This is a genomic window from Burkholderia diffusa (genome assembly GCF_902499115.1).
Taxonomy (GTDB): domain Bacteria; phylum Pseudomonadota; class Gammaproteobacteria; order Burkholderiales; family Burkholderiaceae; genus Burkholderia; species Burkholderia diffusa.
Window position 1 is genome coordinate 188,285 of sequence record NZ_CABVPN010000007.1, and the last position, 15,888, is coordinate 204,172.

Sequence of the window (15,888 nt, forward strand, 5' to 3'; positions counted from 1 at the left end):
CGGTGGCGCGTGCGTTCCGCCTCTCTCCCTCTCGACTCAGGATTCATATGAGATTGACCCAATTGGGCCGGGCGAGCGTCGGCGCGCGCCTGGCCGCGCTGGCGTGCGTGCTCGTCGCACTGCTGTTTACCGCCTTCGCATGGGCGCTCGCCCACTTCGCCGGCCAGCAACTCGCCGACGAGGCCCATGCGCGCATCGCGGACAAGGAGCAGTCGATCCGTGCGATGGTCGAAATGTTCGACAAGGCGCTGTCCGCCGAAGCCACCCGCGCGATGGTGCTGTTCGCCAGTTTCCTGCCGGCCGATTTCGCGCTCGACCCGGCCCGCACCGTCGACATCGGCGGCGTCGCCGCGCCGACACTGTCCGCGGGCGGCCAGCCGCTCGACCTCGATTACGCGATTCCCGACCAGTTCCTGAAGAAAAGCGGCGCGATCGCGACGATCTTCGCGCGCGACGGCGACGATTTCGTCCGCATCACGACGTCGCTGAAGAAGCAGGACGGCTCGCGCGCGGTCGGCACGCGCCTCGATCGCGCGGGCCCCGCCTACGCTCCGCTCGTCGCCGGACGCAGCTATACGGGCCTCGCGAAACTGTTCGGCCGGCCGTACATCACGCAGTACAAGCCCGTCACCGACGCGACGGGTCGCGTGATCGGCGCGCTGTTCGTCGGCCTCGACGTCGGTGCCGAGCTGCAAGTCGTGCAGGACGGCATCCGGGCGTTGAAGATCGGTGAAAACGGCTATTACTTCGTGCTCGATGCGTCGCCGGGTACATCGCGCGGCACCTTCGTCGTCCATCCCGACGCGGCCGGCCAGCGCGCCGACGACGCGCGCGCGCCGTACACGCAGATGCTCGCCGCCGGCCAGGGCCGGCTCGCTTACACGTCGGCCGATCCGGCCGCGCACGACGCCGCGCCCAGCGCCAAATTCGTGTCGTTCACGACGATTCCGCAATGGCAGTGGCTGGTCGGCGGCATCGCGCTCGACGACGAACTGCTGGCGGGCATGCGCACCGTCCGCAACCGTTTCCTGATGATCGCGGCCGTGCTCGTCGCGGCGTTCGCGGCGTTGTTCCTCGTCGTCGTGCGACGCGTGGTGAGCCGACCGCTCGACGCGGCGGCGCGTGCATCGGAACGCTTCGCGGCGGGCGACCTCAGCATCCGCATCCGCGACGGCGCCGCCGCGCGCGGCGCGGCGGGCAACGACGAGATCGGCCGGCTCGTGCAGGCGGTCGACGGAATCGGCGACGGCCTCGCGCGGATCGTCGCGCAGGTGCGCAGCAGCTCGTCCGACATCGCGCGCGGCACGGTCGGCATCGCGGCCGGCAGCGGCGACATCGCGGCGCGGATCGCGACGCAGGCGAGCAGCGTCGAACAGACGGCAGCCAGCATGGAGCAGATCACGGCCGCCGTGCAGCAGAACGCCGAACACGCGGCGCAGGCGAACGCGCTGGTCGCCGACGCATCGGCCGCCGCGACAGACGGCGACACGGCCGTGCAACGCGTGGTCGCGACGATGGACGACATCGGCCGTGCGACGCGCCGGATCGCCGACATCACCGGCACGATCGAAGGCATCGCGTTCCAGACCAATATCCTGGCGCTGAACGCTGCCGTCGAGGCCGCGCGCGCGGGCGAGCACGGCAAGGGCTTCGCGGTGGTCGCGGCCGAAGTGCGCACACTCGCGCAGCGCAGCGCGGCCGCGGTCAAGGAAATCGACGCGCTGAGCGCCGAATCGTCGACGACCGTCGAACAGGGCTATCGGATCGCGGACGCCGCGCGCGGCACGATGCGCGACATCGTCCAGCGCGTCGATCAGGTCAGCACGCTGATCGGCGAGATCAGCGCCGCGTCGCGCGAGCAATCGACCGGCATCGAGCAGGTGAATCAGGCCATCACGCAGATCGGCGAGGCGACGCAGCAGAACGCGACGCTGATCTCGAATGCCGAACGCGCGGCCGTCGCATTGCGCGACCAGGCCGCGCAACTGGCGGAAGCCGTCAGCGTGTTCCGGCTGGCCCGCGACGCGTGACGCACGACGAACGGCCGGGCAACTGCCCGGTCGCGTCGATTACTTCTTGTCCCCGGCCAGGTCGATCGCCTTGTCCGACCCGACCGCGTTGCGCAGCTGGAATTTCTGGATCTTGCCGGTCGACGTCTTCGGCAACTCACCGAAGCGCACGACCTTCGGCACCTTGAAACCCGCGAGCAACTGCCGGCAGTGCGCGACGATTTCCTCCTCGGTCGCGCTCATGCCGTGGCGCAGCTCGACGAACGCGCACGGCACCTCGCCCCATTTCGGGTCAGGCATCGCGACCACCGCCGCGACCTCGACGGCCGGATGCCGGTACAGCGCGTCCTCGACCTCGATGCTCGAGATGTTCTCACCGCCGGAAATGATGATGTCCTTGCGGCGATCCTTGATGCGGATATAGCCGTCCGGCGTCAGCACGCCGAGATCGCCCGTATGGAACCAGCCACCGTGGAATGCCTCGTCCGTCGCGTGCGGGTTCTTCAGGTAACCCTTCATGCAGATGTTGCCGCGGAACATGATCTCGCCGAGCGTCTCGCCGTCGGCCGGCACCGGCGCCATCGTGTCCGGGTCGAGCACCGTCGCGCCCGCTTCCAGGTGATAGCGCACGCCCTGCCGCGCATTGAGCCGCGCGCGCTCGTCGTCGGGCAGTTCGTCCCAGTGCGCCTGCTTCGCGCACACGGTCGCCGGGCCGTAGACCTCGGTCAGTCCGTACACGTGCAGCAGGTCGAAGCCGATCTCCTTCATCTTCGCGATCACGGCCGGCGCGGGCGCGGCACCGGCGACCATCGCGTGCACCGTGTGATCGATGCCCGCGCGGAACTCGGCCGGTGCATTCGCCATCGCGCTCTGCACGATCGGCGCGCCGCAGTAATGCGTGATGCGTTCGCGGCGGATCAGGTCGAACACCGTCTTCGCGTCGAACTTGCGCAGGCAGACGTTCACGCCCGCGCGCGCCGCGACCGCCCACGGGAAGCACCAGCCGTTGCAATGGAACATCGGCAGCGTCCAGAGATACACCGCGTGCTTCGGCATGTCCCATTCGAGGATGTTGCTGATCGCCGCGAGATACGCGCCGCGATGGTGATAGACGACGCCCTTCGGGTCGCCGGTCGTGCCGGACGTGTAGTTCAGCGCGATCGCTTCCCACTCGTCGGCGGGGGGCGTCCATGCGTAGTCCGGGTCGCCGCCCGCGACGAACGCTTCGTAGTCGGTCGCGCCCGCGAAGCGCGCGGGGTCGGCCGGCATCGCGTCGGCGACGCTGACGATCTTCAGGCCCGGCACTTCGAGCGCCGCGCGATGCGCGAGCTCCGCGTATTCGGTGTCGACGATCAGCACCTTCGCTTCGCCGTGACGCAGCATGAACAGCACCGACGAAATATCGAGGCGCGTGTTGATCGTGTTGAGCACGGCGCCGGCCATCGGTACGCCGAAGTGGGCCTCGACCATCGCCGGGATGTTCGGCAGCAGCGCCGCGACCGTCTCGCCACGCGCGACGCCGGCCCGCGCGAGCGCGCTCGCGAGCTGCTTCGCGCGCTTGTAGGTCTCGCCCCACGTGCGCCGCACGTCGCCGTGCACGATCGCGAGGCGCTCGCCGTAGACTTCGGCCGCGCGGACCAGAAAGTCGATCGGCGTGAGCGGCACGTAGTTGGCCTCGCGGCGGCCGAGTCCGGCCTCGAACATCTGCGTCATGATCCTGTCTCCCGTTTTCTGCCGGCCGGCGTGCATGCACCCCGATCGGTTTTGATGTGGTTCAATTGCCGATAGCCTAACGGGCGCTATTGTGAGCCGTCTGTCATCGAAACGACAGAGTGCCCGATGAACGCTGCGCGTTATCCCTATCCTCGCAAACCCGCACCCATGCACGATCACTCCGTTGCGCCGCCCGACGCGGCCGCTCCGCCGGACCACTCGCCGGCCAACCCGCCGCTCGAACCGGGCCCGTTGCCCGCCCTGTCCGCGCTGTTCGGCCAGTGCGCGTGGTTCCGCGCGCTGGCGCCGGAACACCAGGCGCTGGTGCTCGCGCAGTCCCATGCGGAACGGCACGAAGCCGGCGACGTGATCGCGCAGCGGCTCGCGCCGTCCGAATACTGGATCGGCGTGCATCGCGGACTGCTCAAGCTGGCGATCTTCAACGCGTCGGGGCGCGGCTGCACGTTTTCCGGCGTGCCGTCGGGCGGCTGGTTCGGCGAAGGCAGCGTGATCAAGCGCGAGCTGCGCAAGTACGAAGTCGTCGCCGTCCAGCGCTCGATCGTGCTGTTCGTCCCGGTCGACACGTTCCATGCGCTGCTCGACACCAGCCTGCCGTTCACACGCTTCGTGATCCATCAATTGAACAACCGGATGGGCGAGTTCATCGCGTCGATCCAGAACAGCCGGCTGCTCGACGTCGACGCGCGCGTCGCGCAGGCGCTCGCGCAGTTGTTCAACCCCGCGCTGTACCCGGACACCGGTCCGTCCCTCGCGATCTCGCAGGAGGAACTGGGGATGCTCGTGGGTGTGTCGCGGCAGCGGATCAACCAGGCGTTGCAGCAGCTCGAGAAACTCGGGGTGCTGCGGCTCGCGTACAACCAGATCGAGGTCGTCGATCTGGCCGCGCTGGCGCGGGTCGGGATGGAACAGATCTGAGCGACGCCGGATGAGTGGAACCGTCGTCGATGCGGCATCCGCATACGGCACGGCGGCGGTTTCCGGGTGCCTGCGCCCGCGCGCCTTTCATCCGATGAATCGGCCTTTCGTCACCCCGCCCCAACCTGACAATTCCGCCAGTTTCGCGCCAGTGACCCGTTCCGCCCCGACGCCTATCATTCGGGTTCCCTTCACCGACGCCTGATCACCGCCTGTCCCGCTGCCTCCATGTGGATCGTCAATCTCGCGCTCAGGCGCCCCTACACGTTCATCGTGATGGCCATCATGATCGTGCTGGCCACCCCGCTTGCGCTGATGCGCACGCCTGTCGACGTCCTGCCGGCGGTCAACATTCCCGTCATCAGCGTGATCTGGAATTACAACGGCTTCTCCGCGAAGGAGATGACCAACCGGATCACGGCCGTCCATGAACGGATCCTGACGACGACCGTCAACAACATCCAGCACATCGAGTCGACCTCGCTGCCCGGCATCGCGGTGGTGAAAGTGTTCCTGCAGCCCGGCGCGAACGTGCAGACGGCGATCGCGCAGACGGTCTCGTCCGCGCAGGCGATCGTGCGGCAGATGCCGCAGGGCGCGACGCCGCCGCTCGTGATCACCTATTCCGCGTCGAGCATCCCGGTGATCCAGCTCGGGTTATCCAGCAAGACGCTCAGCGAACAGTCGCTCGCCGACATCGCGCTCAACTTCCTGCGCCCGCAACTGATCACGATCCCGGGCGCGCAGATCCCGTTTCCGTACGGCGGCCGCACGCGCGTGGTCGCGATCGACCTCGACCCGCAGGCGCTGCTCGCGAAGGGCCTCACGCCCGCCGACATCGTCAACGCGGTCAACGCGCAGAACCTCGTGCTGCCAACCGGCACCGCGAAGATGGGCCAGACCGAATACCGGATCGACACGAACGCGTCGGCCGACACGGTCGCCGACATCAACGGCCTGCCGGTGCAAACCGTCAACGGCGCGACGACCTACCTGCGCGAAGTCGCGTCGGTGCGCGACGGCTTCGCGCCGCAGACCAACGTCGTGCGCCAGAACGGCCAGCGCGGCGTGCTGATGTCGATCCTGAAGACCGGCGACGCGTCGACGCTGAAGGTCGTGTCGGACCTGAAGGCGTTGCTGCCGAAGGTGATCCCGACGCTGCCCGAAGGGCTCACGATCACGCCGCTGTTCGACCAGTCGGTGTTCGTCAACGCCGCCGTGCAGGGTGTGATCCGCGAGGCGCTGATCGCGGCCGTGCTGACCGCGATGATGATCCTGCTGTTCCTCGGCAACTGGCGCAGCACGCTGATCATCGCGATCTCGATTCCGCTGTCGATCTTCACGTCGCTGATCGCGCTCTCCGCGCTCGGCGAGACCATCAACATCATGACGCTCGGCGGGCTCGCGCTCGCGGTGGGGATCCTGGTCGACGACGCGACCGTCACGATCGAGAACATCGAGCGGCACCTGCATCTCGGCACGCGCCGGGCCGACCCTGGCGAGCCCGGCAGCCCCCTCGGGGGGCCGCGACCGGAGGGCGCGCTGGGGTCCTCGTCGAGCACCAACCTGCACGATGCGATTCTCGAAGGCGCGGGCGAGATCGCGGTGCCCGCGTTCGTATCGACGCTGTGCATCTGCATCGTGTTCGTGCCGATGTTCTTCCTGACGGGCGTCGCGCGCTTCCTGTTCGTGCCGCTCGCCGAAGCCGTGGTGTTCGCGATGCTCGCGTCCTACGTGCTGTCGCGCACGCTCGTGCCGACGCTCGCGATGCTGCTGTTCCGCCCGCAGCAGGCCACCACCGGCCCCGACCACTCGACGTCGCGTTTCGCGCGCCTCCATCACGCGTTCAATGCCGCGTTCGAGCGGCTGCGTGCGTGGTACATCGTGCTGCTCAGCATCCTGCTGGTGCGCCGCCGCTTCTACGCGACGTGCTTCCTCGGCTTCTGCGTGCTGTCGACCGGCCTCGTGTTCGTGCTCGGCCGCGACTTCTTCCCGAACGCCGATTCCGGCAACATCCGGCTGCACATGCGCGCTCCGACCGGCTACCGGATCGAGGAAACCGCGCGCCTCGCCGACCAGGTCGAGCGCGTGATCCGCGAAGCCGTGCCGCCCGACGAACTCGGCGCGATCGTCGACAACCTCGGGCTGCCGGTGAGCGGCATCAACCTGTCGTACAGCAACAGCGGCACGATCGGCACGCTCGACGGCGAACTGATGATCGCGCTGAAGCCCGGCCATCGCTCGACCCAGCACTACGTGCAGACGCTGCGCACGCTGCTGCCGCAGCGCTTCCCCGGCGTCGAGTTCTTCTTCCAGCCGTCGGACATCATCACGCAGATCCTCAACTTCGGTCAGCCGGCCGCGATCGACGTGCAGGTGCTCGGCAACGATCTCGCGAGTAACATGGCTATCGCGAGCAGCCTGATGAAAAAGATCAGGCAAATCCCCGGCACCGTCGACGTGCACGTGCTGCAGCGCAACGACGAACCGACCCTGGTGGCCGACATGGACCGTACGCGCATGCAGCAGCTCAGCCTCTCCGCGCAAAACGTCGCGCAGAACATGCTGATCTCGCTGTCCGGCAGTTCCCAGACGACCCCGTCGTTCTGGATCAACCCGCGCACCGGCGTCCAGTACCCGCTGCAGATCCAGACCCCGCAATACAACATCGCGTCGATCGACGACCTGCTCGGCACGCCGATTTCCGCGAGCGGGCGCACGGGCATGCCGCTGCAGTTGCTCGGCAACCTCGTGCAGATCCACCCCGTCTCGAACCCGGCCGTGATCACGCATTACAACATCCGCCCGGCGATCGACCTGTACGTGAGCGTCGAGGGCCGCGACCTCGGCTCGGTCGCGGGCGCGATCGACCGGATCGTGTCCGACGCGCGCGCGACGCTGCCGCGCGGCACCGACCTCACGGTGCGCGGCCAGGTCGAGACGATGCGCACGTCGTACATCGGTCTCGGCGCGGGCGTCGCGATGGCGATCGTACTCGTCTACCTGCTGATCGTCGTGAATTTCCAGTCGTGGCTCGATCCGCTGATCATCATCAGCGCGATGCCTGCCGCGCTCGCCGGCATCGCGTGGATGCTGTTCATCACCGGCACGCACCTGAGCGTGCCCGCGCTGACGGGCGCGATCATGACGGTGGGCGTCGCGACCGCGAACAGCATCCTGGTCGTGTCGTTCGCGCGCCAACGCCTCGCCGCCGGCGCGCCACCGCTCACGGCCGCGCTCGAGGCCGGCGCGACGCGGATCCGCCCGGTGCTGATGACGGCGCTCGCGATGATCATCGGGATGGTGCCGATGGCGCTCGGTCTCGGCGAAGGCGCCGAGCAGAACGCGCCGCTCGGCCGCGCGGTGATCGGCGGCCTGCTGTTCGCCACCGTTTCGACGCTGCTGTTCGTGCCGCTCGTGTTCGGCGGCGTGCATTCGCGACTGGCCCGCCGGCGCGCGCGCCAGGCCGGACGCTGACATTCGCCCCTAGCCTCTAGACCCGGTCAATTCATGGAAGAGAAACATCACAGCTCCGTCGGCATCCAGGTGGACGAACACGGCATGCACCTGCCGACGCGCACGTCGGTGTCGCGGCGCGGGCGGATCGTGCTGATCGTGGTCGGCGTGCTGCTGGCCGCGGGCGCCGCGCGCACGATCGTCGTCAACGTGCTGAACCGCAACCGGCTCGACGCAGTGGCCGAGCAGAACACGCGCCAGTACGTGAACGTCGTGCATCCGGTCGATGCCGCCACCGGCGGCAAGCTCACGCTGCCCGGCACGTTGCGCGGCTTCGTCGAGGCGCCGATCTATGCGCGCGCGAGCGGCTACGTGCTGCGCTGGCAGGCCGACATCGGCGCGCACGTGAAGCAGGGGCAACTGCTCGCCGAGCTCGACACGCCCGAGCTCAACCAGGAACTCGCGCAGGCCACCGCGCAGCGTCAGCAGGCGCAGGCCGCGCTCGCGCTCGCGAAGACGTCGTTCGACCGCGCGCAGCAACTGCGCCAGCGCGATGCGGTGTCGCAGCAGGAACTCGACGACCGGCAAGGCGCGTTCAACCAGGGCAGCGCGAACCTCGCGGCGGCCGATGCGAACATGCGCCGGCTCACCGAACTGAAGGGCTTCCAGCGCATCGTCGCGCCGATCGACGGGATCGTCACGCAGCGCAACGTCGACGTCGGCGACCTCGTCAGTTCCGGCAACGCGGGCCGCTCGCTGTTCACGGTCGTGCAGGCCGACCGGCTGCGCCTGTATGTGCAGGTGCCGCAGGCGTATGCGCAGCAAATCAAGGTCGGCCAGCACGTAAGCGTCGCGCAGGCCGAGCTGCCTGGCCAGACCTTCGACGGCACGATCACGCGCACATCCCAGGCAATCGACGTCGCGACGCGCTCGCTGCAGATCGAGATCACGCTGCCGAACCCGGACGGACGGCTGCTGCCCGGCGCATACGTGCAGGCGACGCTGCCGATGACGCCGGTCGGCCGCCTGCAGATTCCGGCCAACACGCTGCTGTTCCGCGCCGAAGGGCCGACCGTCGCGACCGTCGACGCGAACGGCCAGGTGCGCCTGAAGGCGGTGACGATCGCGCGCACGATCGGGCAGACGCTCGAAGTGGACGGCCCGCTCACGCCGAATGACCGCCTCGTCGCGAACCCGAGCGATGCGCTCGCGAACGGCGACGCCGTCATCGTGCAAGCGCCGCCGGTCGTGAAGCCGGCGTCCGCCGCCGCGGGAGCGAAGTCGTGAGCGCGATGCGCGCCCGCCTGCGCCCCGCCGCGCTCCTGGCCGCCGTCGCGGTCGCGGCCCTTGCCGGCTGCACGGTCGGCCCCGACTACCGGCGCCCCGCCGTCGAGACGCCGGCCGCCTGGCGGCTCGACCCGGCAGACGCGTACTGGCACCCGGCCGCGCCTGCCCGTGCGCCGCTCGATCCGGCCTGGTGGACCGCCTTCGGCGACGCGCAGCTGGACGCGCTCGAAGCCGACGCATTGCGCAACAACCAGAACCTGAAGGCCGTCGCCGCACGCTACGACCAGGCAAAGGCGACGCTCGCGTCGGTCGCGTCCGCGCAGTATCCGGCCGTCGGCCTGAACGCGAGCGGCCAGCGCTTCAAGATCTCCGCCGACCGGCCGCAGACCAACTACGCGACGCGGAGCACGTCGACCGTCCAGAACGACATCCAGGTCGGTGCGAGCGCCAGCTATGAACTCGACCTGTTCGGCCGCGTGCGGCGCAGCGTCGAATCCGCGCAGGCCAGCTCCGAGCAGGCGCGCGACGATTTCGCGAACGCGCGCCTCGTGCTGACCGCCGATCTCGCGTCGAGCTACTTCGCGCTGCGCGAGCTCGACACCGAGATCGACGTCGTCAAGCGCTCGATCGACCTGCAGCAGAAGGCGCTCGACTACGTGAGCGCGCGCCACGACCTCGGTGCGGTGTCCGGCCTCGATCTGCTGCAGCAACGCGCGCAGCTCGACGCGACGCGCACGCAGGCACAGCTGCTGATCCAGCAGCGCGCGCAGGTCGAAACCGCGATCGCGACGCTGGTCGGTACGCCGGCCCCCGAATTCTCGCTGCCGCCGCGCGTGGTGGCGATCAACGCGCCCGCGCTGCCGACCGGGATGCCAAGCGACCTGCTGCAGCGGCGCCCCGACGTCGCGTCGGCCGAACGCGCGATGGCGACCGCGAACGCGCAGATCGGCGTCGCGCGCGCCGCGTATTTCCCGCGCATCACGCTGTCGCCGGACATCGGCTGGGATGCAACGCGCTTCGCCGGCCTGTTCACGGTGCCGGCGCTGCTGTGGTCGGTCGGCGCGTCGGTCAGCCAGCCGCTGTTCGAAGGCGGCAAGCTGAAGGCCGGCGTCGATTTCGCGCAGGCCGGCTACGTGGCCGCGCAGGCCAGCTACCGGCAGACCGTGCTCACCGCGTTCCAGGAAGTGCAAAATGCGGTGACGGGCCTGGCGGTGCTGGCCGAAGCCGCGCAGCAGGCGTCAGCGGCCGTCGACGACGCGCGCAAGCTCGTGTCGCTCGCACAGGACCGCTATGCGGGCGGCCTCACGCCGTTCATCGACGTGCTGACCGCCCAGCAGCAGTTGCTGACGAGCGAGCGCCAGGCCGTGCAGATCCAGGGCCAGCGCGCGGCGCTCGTCGTGTTTCTCGCGAAGGCACTCGGCGGCGGCTGGGACGGCGGCGCGACCGGCGGCGCCACGCCGACCGACGTCGCGACGGCAAACCTCCCGCGCGCCGCGAGCGTCGGCCCCTAACCCGGTTACAAGGACAAACCCATGAAAGTCCTGATCGTCGAAGACGAACCGAAAGTCGTCGAATACCTGAAGAGCGGCCTCACCGAGGAGGGCTGGGTCGTCGACACCGCGCTCGACGGCGAGGACGGCGCGTGGAAGGCCGTCGAATTCGAATACGACGTGGTCGTGCTCGACGTGATGCTGCCGAAGCTCGACGGCTTCGGCGTGCTGCGCGCGTTGCGCGCGCAGAAGCAGACGCCCGTGATCATGCTGACCGCGCGCGACCGCGTCGACGATCGCGTGCGCGGGCTGCGCGGCGGCGCCGACGACTACCTGACCAAGCCCTTCTCGTTCCTCGAGCTGATCGAGCGGCTGCGCGCGCTGACGCGCCGCGCGCGCGTGCAGGAATCGACGCTGATCTCGATCGGCGACCTGCGCGTCGACCTGATCGGCCGGCGCGCGTCCCGCGACGGCACGCGCCTCGACCTGACCGCGCAGGAATTCCAGCTGCTCGGCGTGCTCGCGCGGCGTAGCGGCGAGGTGCTGTCGAAGACGACGATCGCCGAACTCGTATGGGACGTGAACTTCGACAGCAACGCGAACGTCGTCGAGACTGCGATCAAGCGCCTGCGCGCGAAGCTCGACGGCCCGTTCGCGGAGAAGCTGCTGCACACGATCCGCGGCATGGGCTACGTGCTCGAGGCGCGCGAGGACGCCGACAACGAGAGGCACGCATGAAACGCTCGATCACCCTGCGTCTGTCGGCGATGTTCGGCATCGTGTCGCTGCTCGTGTTCACGCTGGTCGGCTGCGGGCTGTTCGTGATGATGGAGCGCCAGCTGTTTGCCGAACTGCGCGCGACGATCGACACGCGCGCGAAGGTCGCGCAGATGATCGTGTCGCACGCGACCACGGCCGCGCGCGGCCGCCTGATGCAGGAAAAGCTCGCCGACCTCGAACCGCCCGACGGGTCGACGCGTTACCAGATCGACAGCCCCGACGCCAACTTCCGCTTCGGTCATCCGGTCGACGGCATGCCGGTCGGCAAGCCGTTCGGTGCGTTCCAGCAGTACGCGCTCAACCACAGCAGCTACGACGTGATGACGAAGACCGTCCCGATCGCGGGCAGCGGCGAGCGCCCCGATCTGAAGCTGATCGTCGCGTCGTCGTGCGAGCGTACGCAGCGGATGCTGCGCCGTTTCGTGTGGACGCTCGCGGCGCTGATCGCGATCGCTACCGCCGTGACGCTGCTGCTGGGCCGCGCGGTCGCGCGCTTCGGGCTCGCGCCGCTCGAACGGCTGTCGCAGGACGCGGCGGCGATCAACGCCACCAACCGCCGCCAGCGGTTGCACACCGACGCGCTGCCGACCGAGCTGCGCGATCTGGCCGCGTCGTTCAACGGCGCGCTCGAGCGCATCCAGCAAACCTACGCGCGGCTCGAGGCGTTCAACGCGGACGTCGCGCACGAGTTGCGCACGCCGATCAGCATCCTGATCGGCCAGACCCAGGTCGCGCTGACGAGCCGTGACCGCTCGGTCGACCGGATGCGCCAGACGCTGCAGTCGAACCTCGAAGAATTCGAACGGCTGCGCGTCATCATCAACGACATGCTGTTCCTGTCGCGCAGCGATCGCGGCGAGCGCGCGACCGACCTGAAGCACGTGTCGCTCGCCGACGAAGTGCGGCGCATGCTCGACTTCCTCGAGATTCCGCTGGACGAAGCGCAGTTGCGCGCCGAACTGCACGGCGATGCGCACGCAGCCGTCGACCCGTCGCTGTTCCGCCGCGCGATGACCAACCTGCTGATCAACGCGATCCAGCATTCGGCGCCCGGCGCGACGCTGAACGTGACGATCACGCCGCGCGACACGCTCGTCGACGTGTCGGTTGCCAACCCCGGCGAACCGATCGACCCCGTGCAGCGCTCGCACGTGTTCGAGCGCTTCTACCGGCTCGAGGAAGCGCGCGCGAACAGCAAGGAGAACCACGGGCTCGGGCTGTCGATCGTCAAGGCCGTCGCGGAGATGCACGGCGGCAGCGTGTTCGTCGCGTGCTCCGGCGGCGTCAATACGTTCGGCTTCTCGGTGTCGACGCAGCTGTGCAGCGTCGGCCCGCTGCGCGCGGCCGACGCGGGCGACCCGCACGCGCTGCGGCCGGCGCACGCGCCGCGCGCGGTGCACTGACGGCGCCCGCGCCTGTCGGATGCCCCGAACGCGCCTGAGCCTGCCGCGAACGCGGCCCGGAACGCGTCACGCGCGTGGCTTGCTGCCCTGCTCGCGCCACGCCCGCGGCGACATCGCAAACCGCTCGCGGAACACGCGGCTGAAATGCGACATGTCGTTGAATCCCCAGCGCAACGCGATGTCGGACACGCGCAGCATCGCGCATTGCGGATTCACGAGATCCTGCGCGCACCGCTCGAGCCGCAGGTTCCATACGTAACGCATCAGCGACGTGTTCTCCGCCTCGAACAGCTTGTTGATGTAGCGCGACGAAATGCCGATCGACCGCTCGATCATCATCGGGTTCAGCTCCGGGTCGCGCAGGTGCTCGAGCAGATGCCGCTTCACCCGCGTCAGCGTCAACGCCTTCATCCTTGATTGCGCGAGATCGTTGCGCTGCAAGCCCCCGACCGTCATCGCGATCAGCGAGATCGCGGTATCCGACAACTGCCGCATCTCGTCCTCGGACACGTTACGGATCTGCGACGACATCTGCTCGAGAAACGCGCGCATGACGCTGCCGACACCCTCCCCGGTTTGCGTCGGGCACGCCGTACGGTGCTCCATTCCGACGACGAGCTGGTTCAGGGTCGTGCGGGGAATGCTGACGACGATCTCGCGCCACGACTGGCCGAACGTCAGGTGGTGAGGCCGTGTCGCGTCGTAGATCGCAAAATCCCCGGGGTGCAGCGTGACGATCTTGCCGTCCTGCTCGACCGATTGGCTGCCCTCGAGCATCAATACTCCGAAATACTTGTCCTCGTACTCGCTCCGCGCCTGGCGATAACGCCGGATCACGGCCTGCTCGCTTGCGTAGATCTCGGAGATGCGCATCTTTTCGCATCTACGCTGCCGAACCTGGCCGAAGAAATCGGCTTTCTGCACGGCCGCGATCTGCACGTCCGCGAACAAGCGCAGAATCGTCTCGCGCCAGAATTCGATACGCTGGCTGATCGAGCCGTTGGTCGCCACCTCGATTGCCGAATTCGTTCGTTCGCCCGGCGGGCTGTCGGAGTCCAAGCCGGGCGCGTCGCCGCTTGCGGCGCGCGGGAAAGGACGCATCGTCATGGTCGTGCCCCACATGGGTTGGCAAATACGCAGCCGGTAGCGTGCCCGTTCAAAAGCACATTGTCCAATCGATTCCACCGCGCCCGCCGCGTTGCCGGCCGGACCGACACGCAGCGCGGCGGCGAGGCTCCGGGCACGTTATGCGAATGTCGCCTGACGCCAGTCGGAAGATTGTTCATACGCATACGCACAGCGATAGATCGTCGCCTCGTCGAAGCGGCGCCCGACCAGTTGCAGCCCGATCGGCAGATCATCGGCGACGCCGCACGGGAGCGACATGGCCGGATGCCCGGACACGTCGAACGGCGCGGTATTCGCAATCATCTCGAACGCCCGCGTCAGCGACTCGGACATCGCACAACCCGGCTCCGGCAGTTTCGACGCACGCATCGGCACGGTCGGCATCAACAACACGTCGCAAGACTGCAGCGCCGCGTCGTAATCCGCCCGCAAACGCCGCGCGATGTTCTGGCACTTCGCGTAGTAGCGGCCGCGATACCGGCTCGTGAAATACTCGCCGAGCAACATCGTCACCTTCACGGTATCCGGCAGCTCATCAGCGCGCTCGCGCCAGCCCGCATGGTGATCGATCATGCCGGTCACGTAGAGGCCACTCCAGTTGAAACCGTGGCTGTTGCCCTTCATCATCTGCTGCGTCGCGCCCTCGGCCGCGATCGGCAACCAGATCGCGGTGCCGGCCGCATGCAGCGGTACCGACACTTCGGCGACGCTCGCACCCAGCTTGCGCAACCGGTGCGCGGCAACCAGCACGGCCTCGTCGACGACTTTCTCCGAATTCGCGAGCCCGAACGCTTCGCGCAGAATGCCGATCCGCAGGCCGGCGATGCCGTCGCGGATCGCGCCGAGATAATCGACGCGCGGCGGCAGCGCCCGCTGGCGCGGATCGAGTCCGTCGTCGCCCGCGATGACATCGAGCAGCAGCGCATTGTCGAGCACGCTGCCCGTCATCGGCCCGAGATGATCGACCGTCGCCTCGATCGGCATCGCGCCGGTGTACGGCACGAGCCCGTGCGTCGGCTTCATCCCGTAGATGCCGCAGTAGGCGGACGGGATCCGCACCGAGCCGCCCTGATCGCCGCCGAGCGCCATGTCGACCTCGCCGCTCGCGACCAGCGCACCGCTGCCGGACGACGAGCCGCCGGACGAGTGCCCGGCCTTGCGCGGATTGTGCACCGGCCCCGACGCGCTCGTGTGCGAGCCGCCGGAAAAGCAGTAGTACTCGCAGGTCGACTTGCCGGCGATCGTTCCGCCGGCGTCGAGCACCCGCGTGACGACGGTCGCATCGACGTCGGGCACGTAGCCCTCGAACGTGCTCGAGCCATTGCGCATCGGCACGCCGGCGACGCAGATGTTGTCTTTCACGACCACCGTCTTGCCGCGCAGCTTGCCGTCGGCGGCGCCGTGGATCGTGCTCTTGCGCGCCCATGCGCCGTAACGGTTCTCGTCGCCTTCCGGGCGGTAGCCCGGCGTGCGCGGATACGCGACGACGGGCAGATAGTCGGGCAGCGCGTCGATCGCATCGTAGGCGTCGAAATTCGCCTGCAGTACGTCGTCGTATTCGGCGAGTTGGCGGGAATCGAGATGAAAGCCGAAGCCGGCTGCAATATCGGACAGTTGTTCGCGGGTCGGGCGTTTGATGGCCATCGACGTTCTCCAGTTCGGTAAGCGGCACCGCCGGCCCCGGCG

General features: G+C 68.4%; 10 protein-coding genes. 7 read left to right on the forward strand and 3 right to left on the reverse strand.

Features of this window, described 5'->3' with window-relative positions; translation table 11 throughout:
• Positions 1–47 precede the first annotated feature (47 nt).
• Positions 48–2,030, forward strand: coding sequence for a methyl-accepting chemotaxis protein (locus BTE28158_RS09450; RefSeq protein ID WP_151050189.1), 1,983 nt, complete (start codon positions 48–50; stop codon positions 2,028–2,030).
• A 39-nt stretch (positions 2,031–2,069) separates the two neighbouring features.
• Here BTE28158_RS09450 and BTE28158_RS09455 read toward each other — a convergent pair whose 3' ends face one another.
• A complete protein-coding gene (locus BTE28158_RS09455) occupies positions 2,070–3,722 on the reverse strand; it encodes an acyl-CoA synthetase (RefSeq protein WP_124623845.1) in 1,653 nt (550 codons plus the stop codon).
• Positions 3,723–3,890: 168 nt separating this feature from the next.
• Here BTE28158_RS09455 and BTE28158_RS09460 point away from each other — a divergent pair, with 168 nt between their 5' ends.
• The 6 genes from BTE28158_RS09460 (at position 3,891) to BTE28158_RS09485 (ending at position 13,074) form a co-directional block, all read left to right on the forward strand.
• On the forward strand, positions 3,891–4,658 hold the full coding sequence (locus tag BTE28158_RS09460) for a Crp/Fnr family transcriptional regulator (RefSeq protein ID WP_170296448.1): 768 nt from the start codon (positions 3,891–3,893) through the stop codon (positions 4,656–4,658).
• 228 nt (positions 4,659–4,886) lie between these two features.
• Positions 4,887–8,135, forward strand: a complete 3,249-nt coding sequence (locus BTE28158_RS09465; RefSeq protein WP_151050193.1) for an efflux RND transporter permease subunit — start codon at positions 4,887–4,889, stop codon at positions 8,133–8,135.
• Between the two features lie 33 nt (positions 8,136–8,168).
• On the forward strand, positions 8,169–9,401 hold the full coding sequence (locus tag BTE28158_RS09470; RefSeq protein ID WP_151050195.1) for an efflux RND transporter periplasmic adaptor subunit: 1,233 nt from the start codon (positions 8,169–8,171) through the stop codon (positions 9,399–9,401).
• Positions 9,402–9,406: 5 nt separating this feature from the next.
• Positions 9,407–10,912 carry an efflux transporter outer membrane subunit gene (locus BTE28158_RS09475; RefSeq protein WP_174919831.1) on the forward strand — a complete coding sequence of 502 codons (1,506 nt, stop codon included), beginning with the start codon at positions 9,407–9,409 and terminating at the stop codon, positions 10,910–10,912.
• A 21-nt stretch (positions 10,913–10,933) separates the two neighbouring features.
• Entirely contained in the window at positions 10,934–11,629 is a 696-nt protein-coding gene (locus BTE28158_RS09480; RefSeq protein WP_059599382.1) for a heavy metal response regulator transcription factor, read from the forward strand.
• The gene (locus BTE28158_RS09485) at positions 11,626–13,074 is read left to right on the forward strand and encodes a heavy metal sensor histidine kinase (protein WP_174919825.1); all 1,449 of its coding nucleotides are present in this window, start codon (positions 11,626–11,628) and stop codon (positions 13,072–13,074) included. Before BTE28158_RS09480 ends, BTE28158_RS09485 begins: the two co-directional genes overlap by 4 nt.
• A gap of 66 nt (positions 13,075–13,140) precedes the next feature.
• On the opposite strand, the gene BTE28158_RS09490 is transcribed toward BTE28158_RS09485, so the two are convergent.
• Together BTE28158_RS09490 and BTE28158_RS09495 are read right to left on the reverse strand one after the other, a co-directional pair.
• On the reverse strand, positions 13,141–14,181 hold the full coding sequence (locus BTE28158_RS09490) for an AraC-like ligand-binding domain-containing protein (protein WP_124900749.1): 1,041 nt from the start codon (positions 14,179–14,181) through the stop codon (positions 13,141–13,143).
• A gap of 138 nt (positions 14,182–14,319) precedes the next feature.
• Positions 14,320–15,846, reverse strand: coding sequence for an amidase (locus BTE28158_RS09495; protein ID WP_151049502.1), 1,527 nt, complete (start codon positions 15,844–15,846; stop codon positions 14,320–14,322).
• Positions 15,847–15,888: the final 42 nt, after the last annotated feature.

What these genes read in the sequence shown, in the direction of transcription:
- BTE28158_RS09495 (WP_151049502.1), bottom strand. Translation starts at nt 15,846, where the DNA reads ATGGCCATCAAACGCCCGACCCGCGAACAACTGTCCGATATTGCAGCC.
- BTE28158_RS09485 (WP_174919825.1), top strand. Translation starts at nt 11,626, where the DNA reads ATGAAACGCTCGATCACCCTGCGTCTGTCGGCGATGTTCGGCATCGTG.
- BTE28158_RS09490 (WP_124900749.1), bottom strand. Translation starts at nt 14,181, where the DNA reads ATGACGATGCGTCCTTTCCCGCGCGCCGCAAGCGGCGACGCGCCCGGC.
- BTE28158_RS09455 (WP_124623845.1), bottom strand. Translation starts at nt 3,722, where the DNA reads ATGACGCAGATGTTCGAGGCCGGACTCGGCCGCCGCGAGGCCAACTAC.
- BTE28158_RS09465 (WP_151050193.1), top strand. Translation starts at nt 4,887, where the DNA reads ATGTGGATCGTCAATCTCGCGCTCAGGCGCCCCTACACGTTCATCGTG.
- BTE28158_RS09470 (WP_151050195.1), top strand. Translation starts at nt 8,169, where the DNA reads ATGGAAGAGAAACATCACAGCTCCGTCGGCATCCAGGTGGACGAACAC.
- BTE28158_RS09460 (WP_170296448.1), top strand. Translation starts at nt 3,891, where the DNA reads ATGCACGATCACTCCGTTGCGCCGCCCGACGCGGCCGCTCCGCCGGAC.
- BTE28158_RS09475 (WP_174919831.1), top strand. Translation starts at nt 9,407, where the DNA reads ATGCGCGCCCGCCTGCGCCCCGCCGCGCTCCTGGCCGCCGTCGCGGTC.
- BTE28158_RS09480 (WP_059599382.1), top strand. Translation starts at nt 10,934, where the DNA reads ATGAAAGTCCTGATCGTCGAAGACGAACCGAAAGTCGTCGAATACCTG.
- BTE28158_RS09450 (WP_151050189.1), top strand. Translation starts at nt 48, where the DNA reads ATGAGATTGACCCAATTGGGCCGGGCGAGCGTCGGCGCGCGCCTGGCC.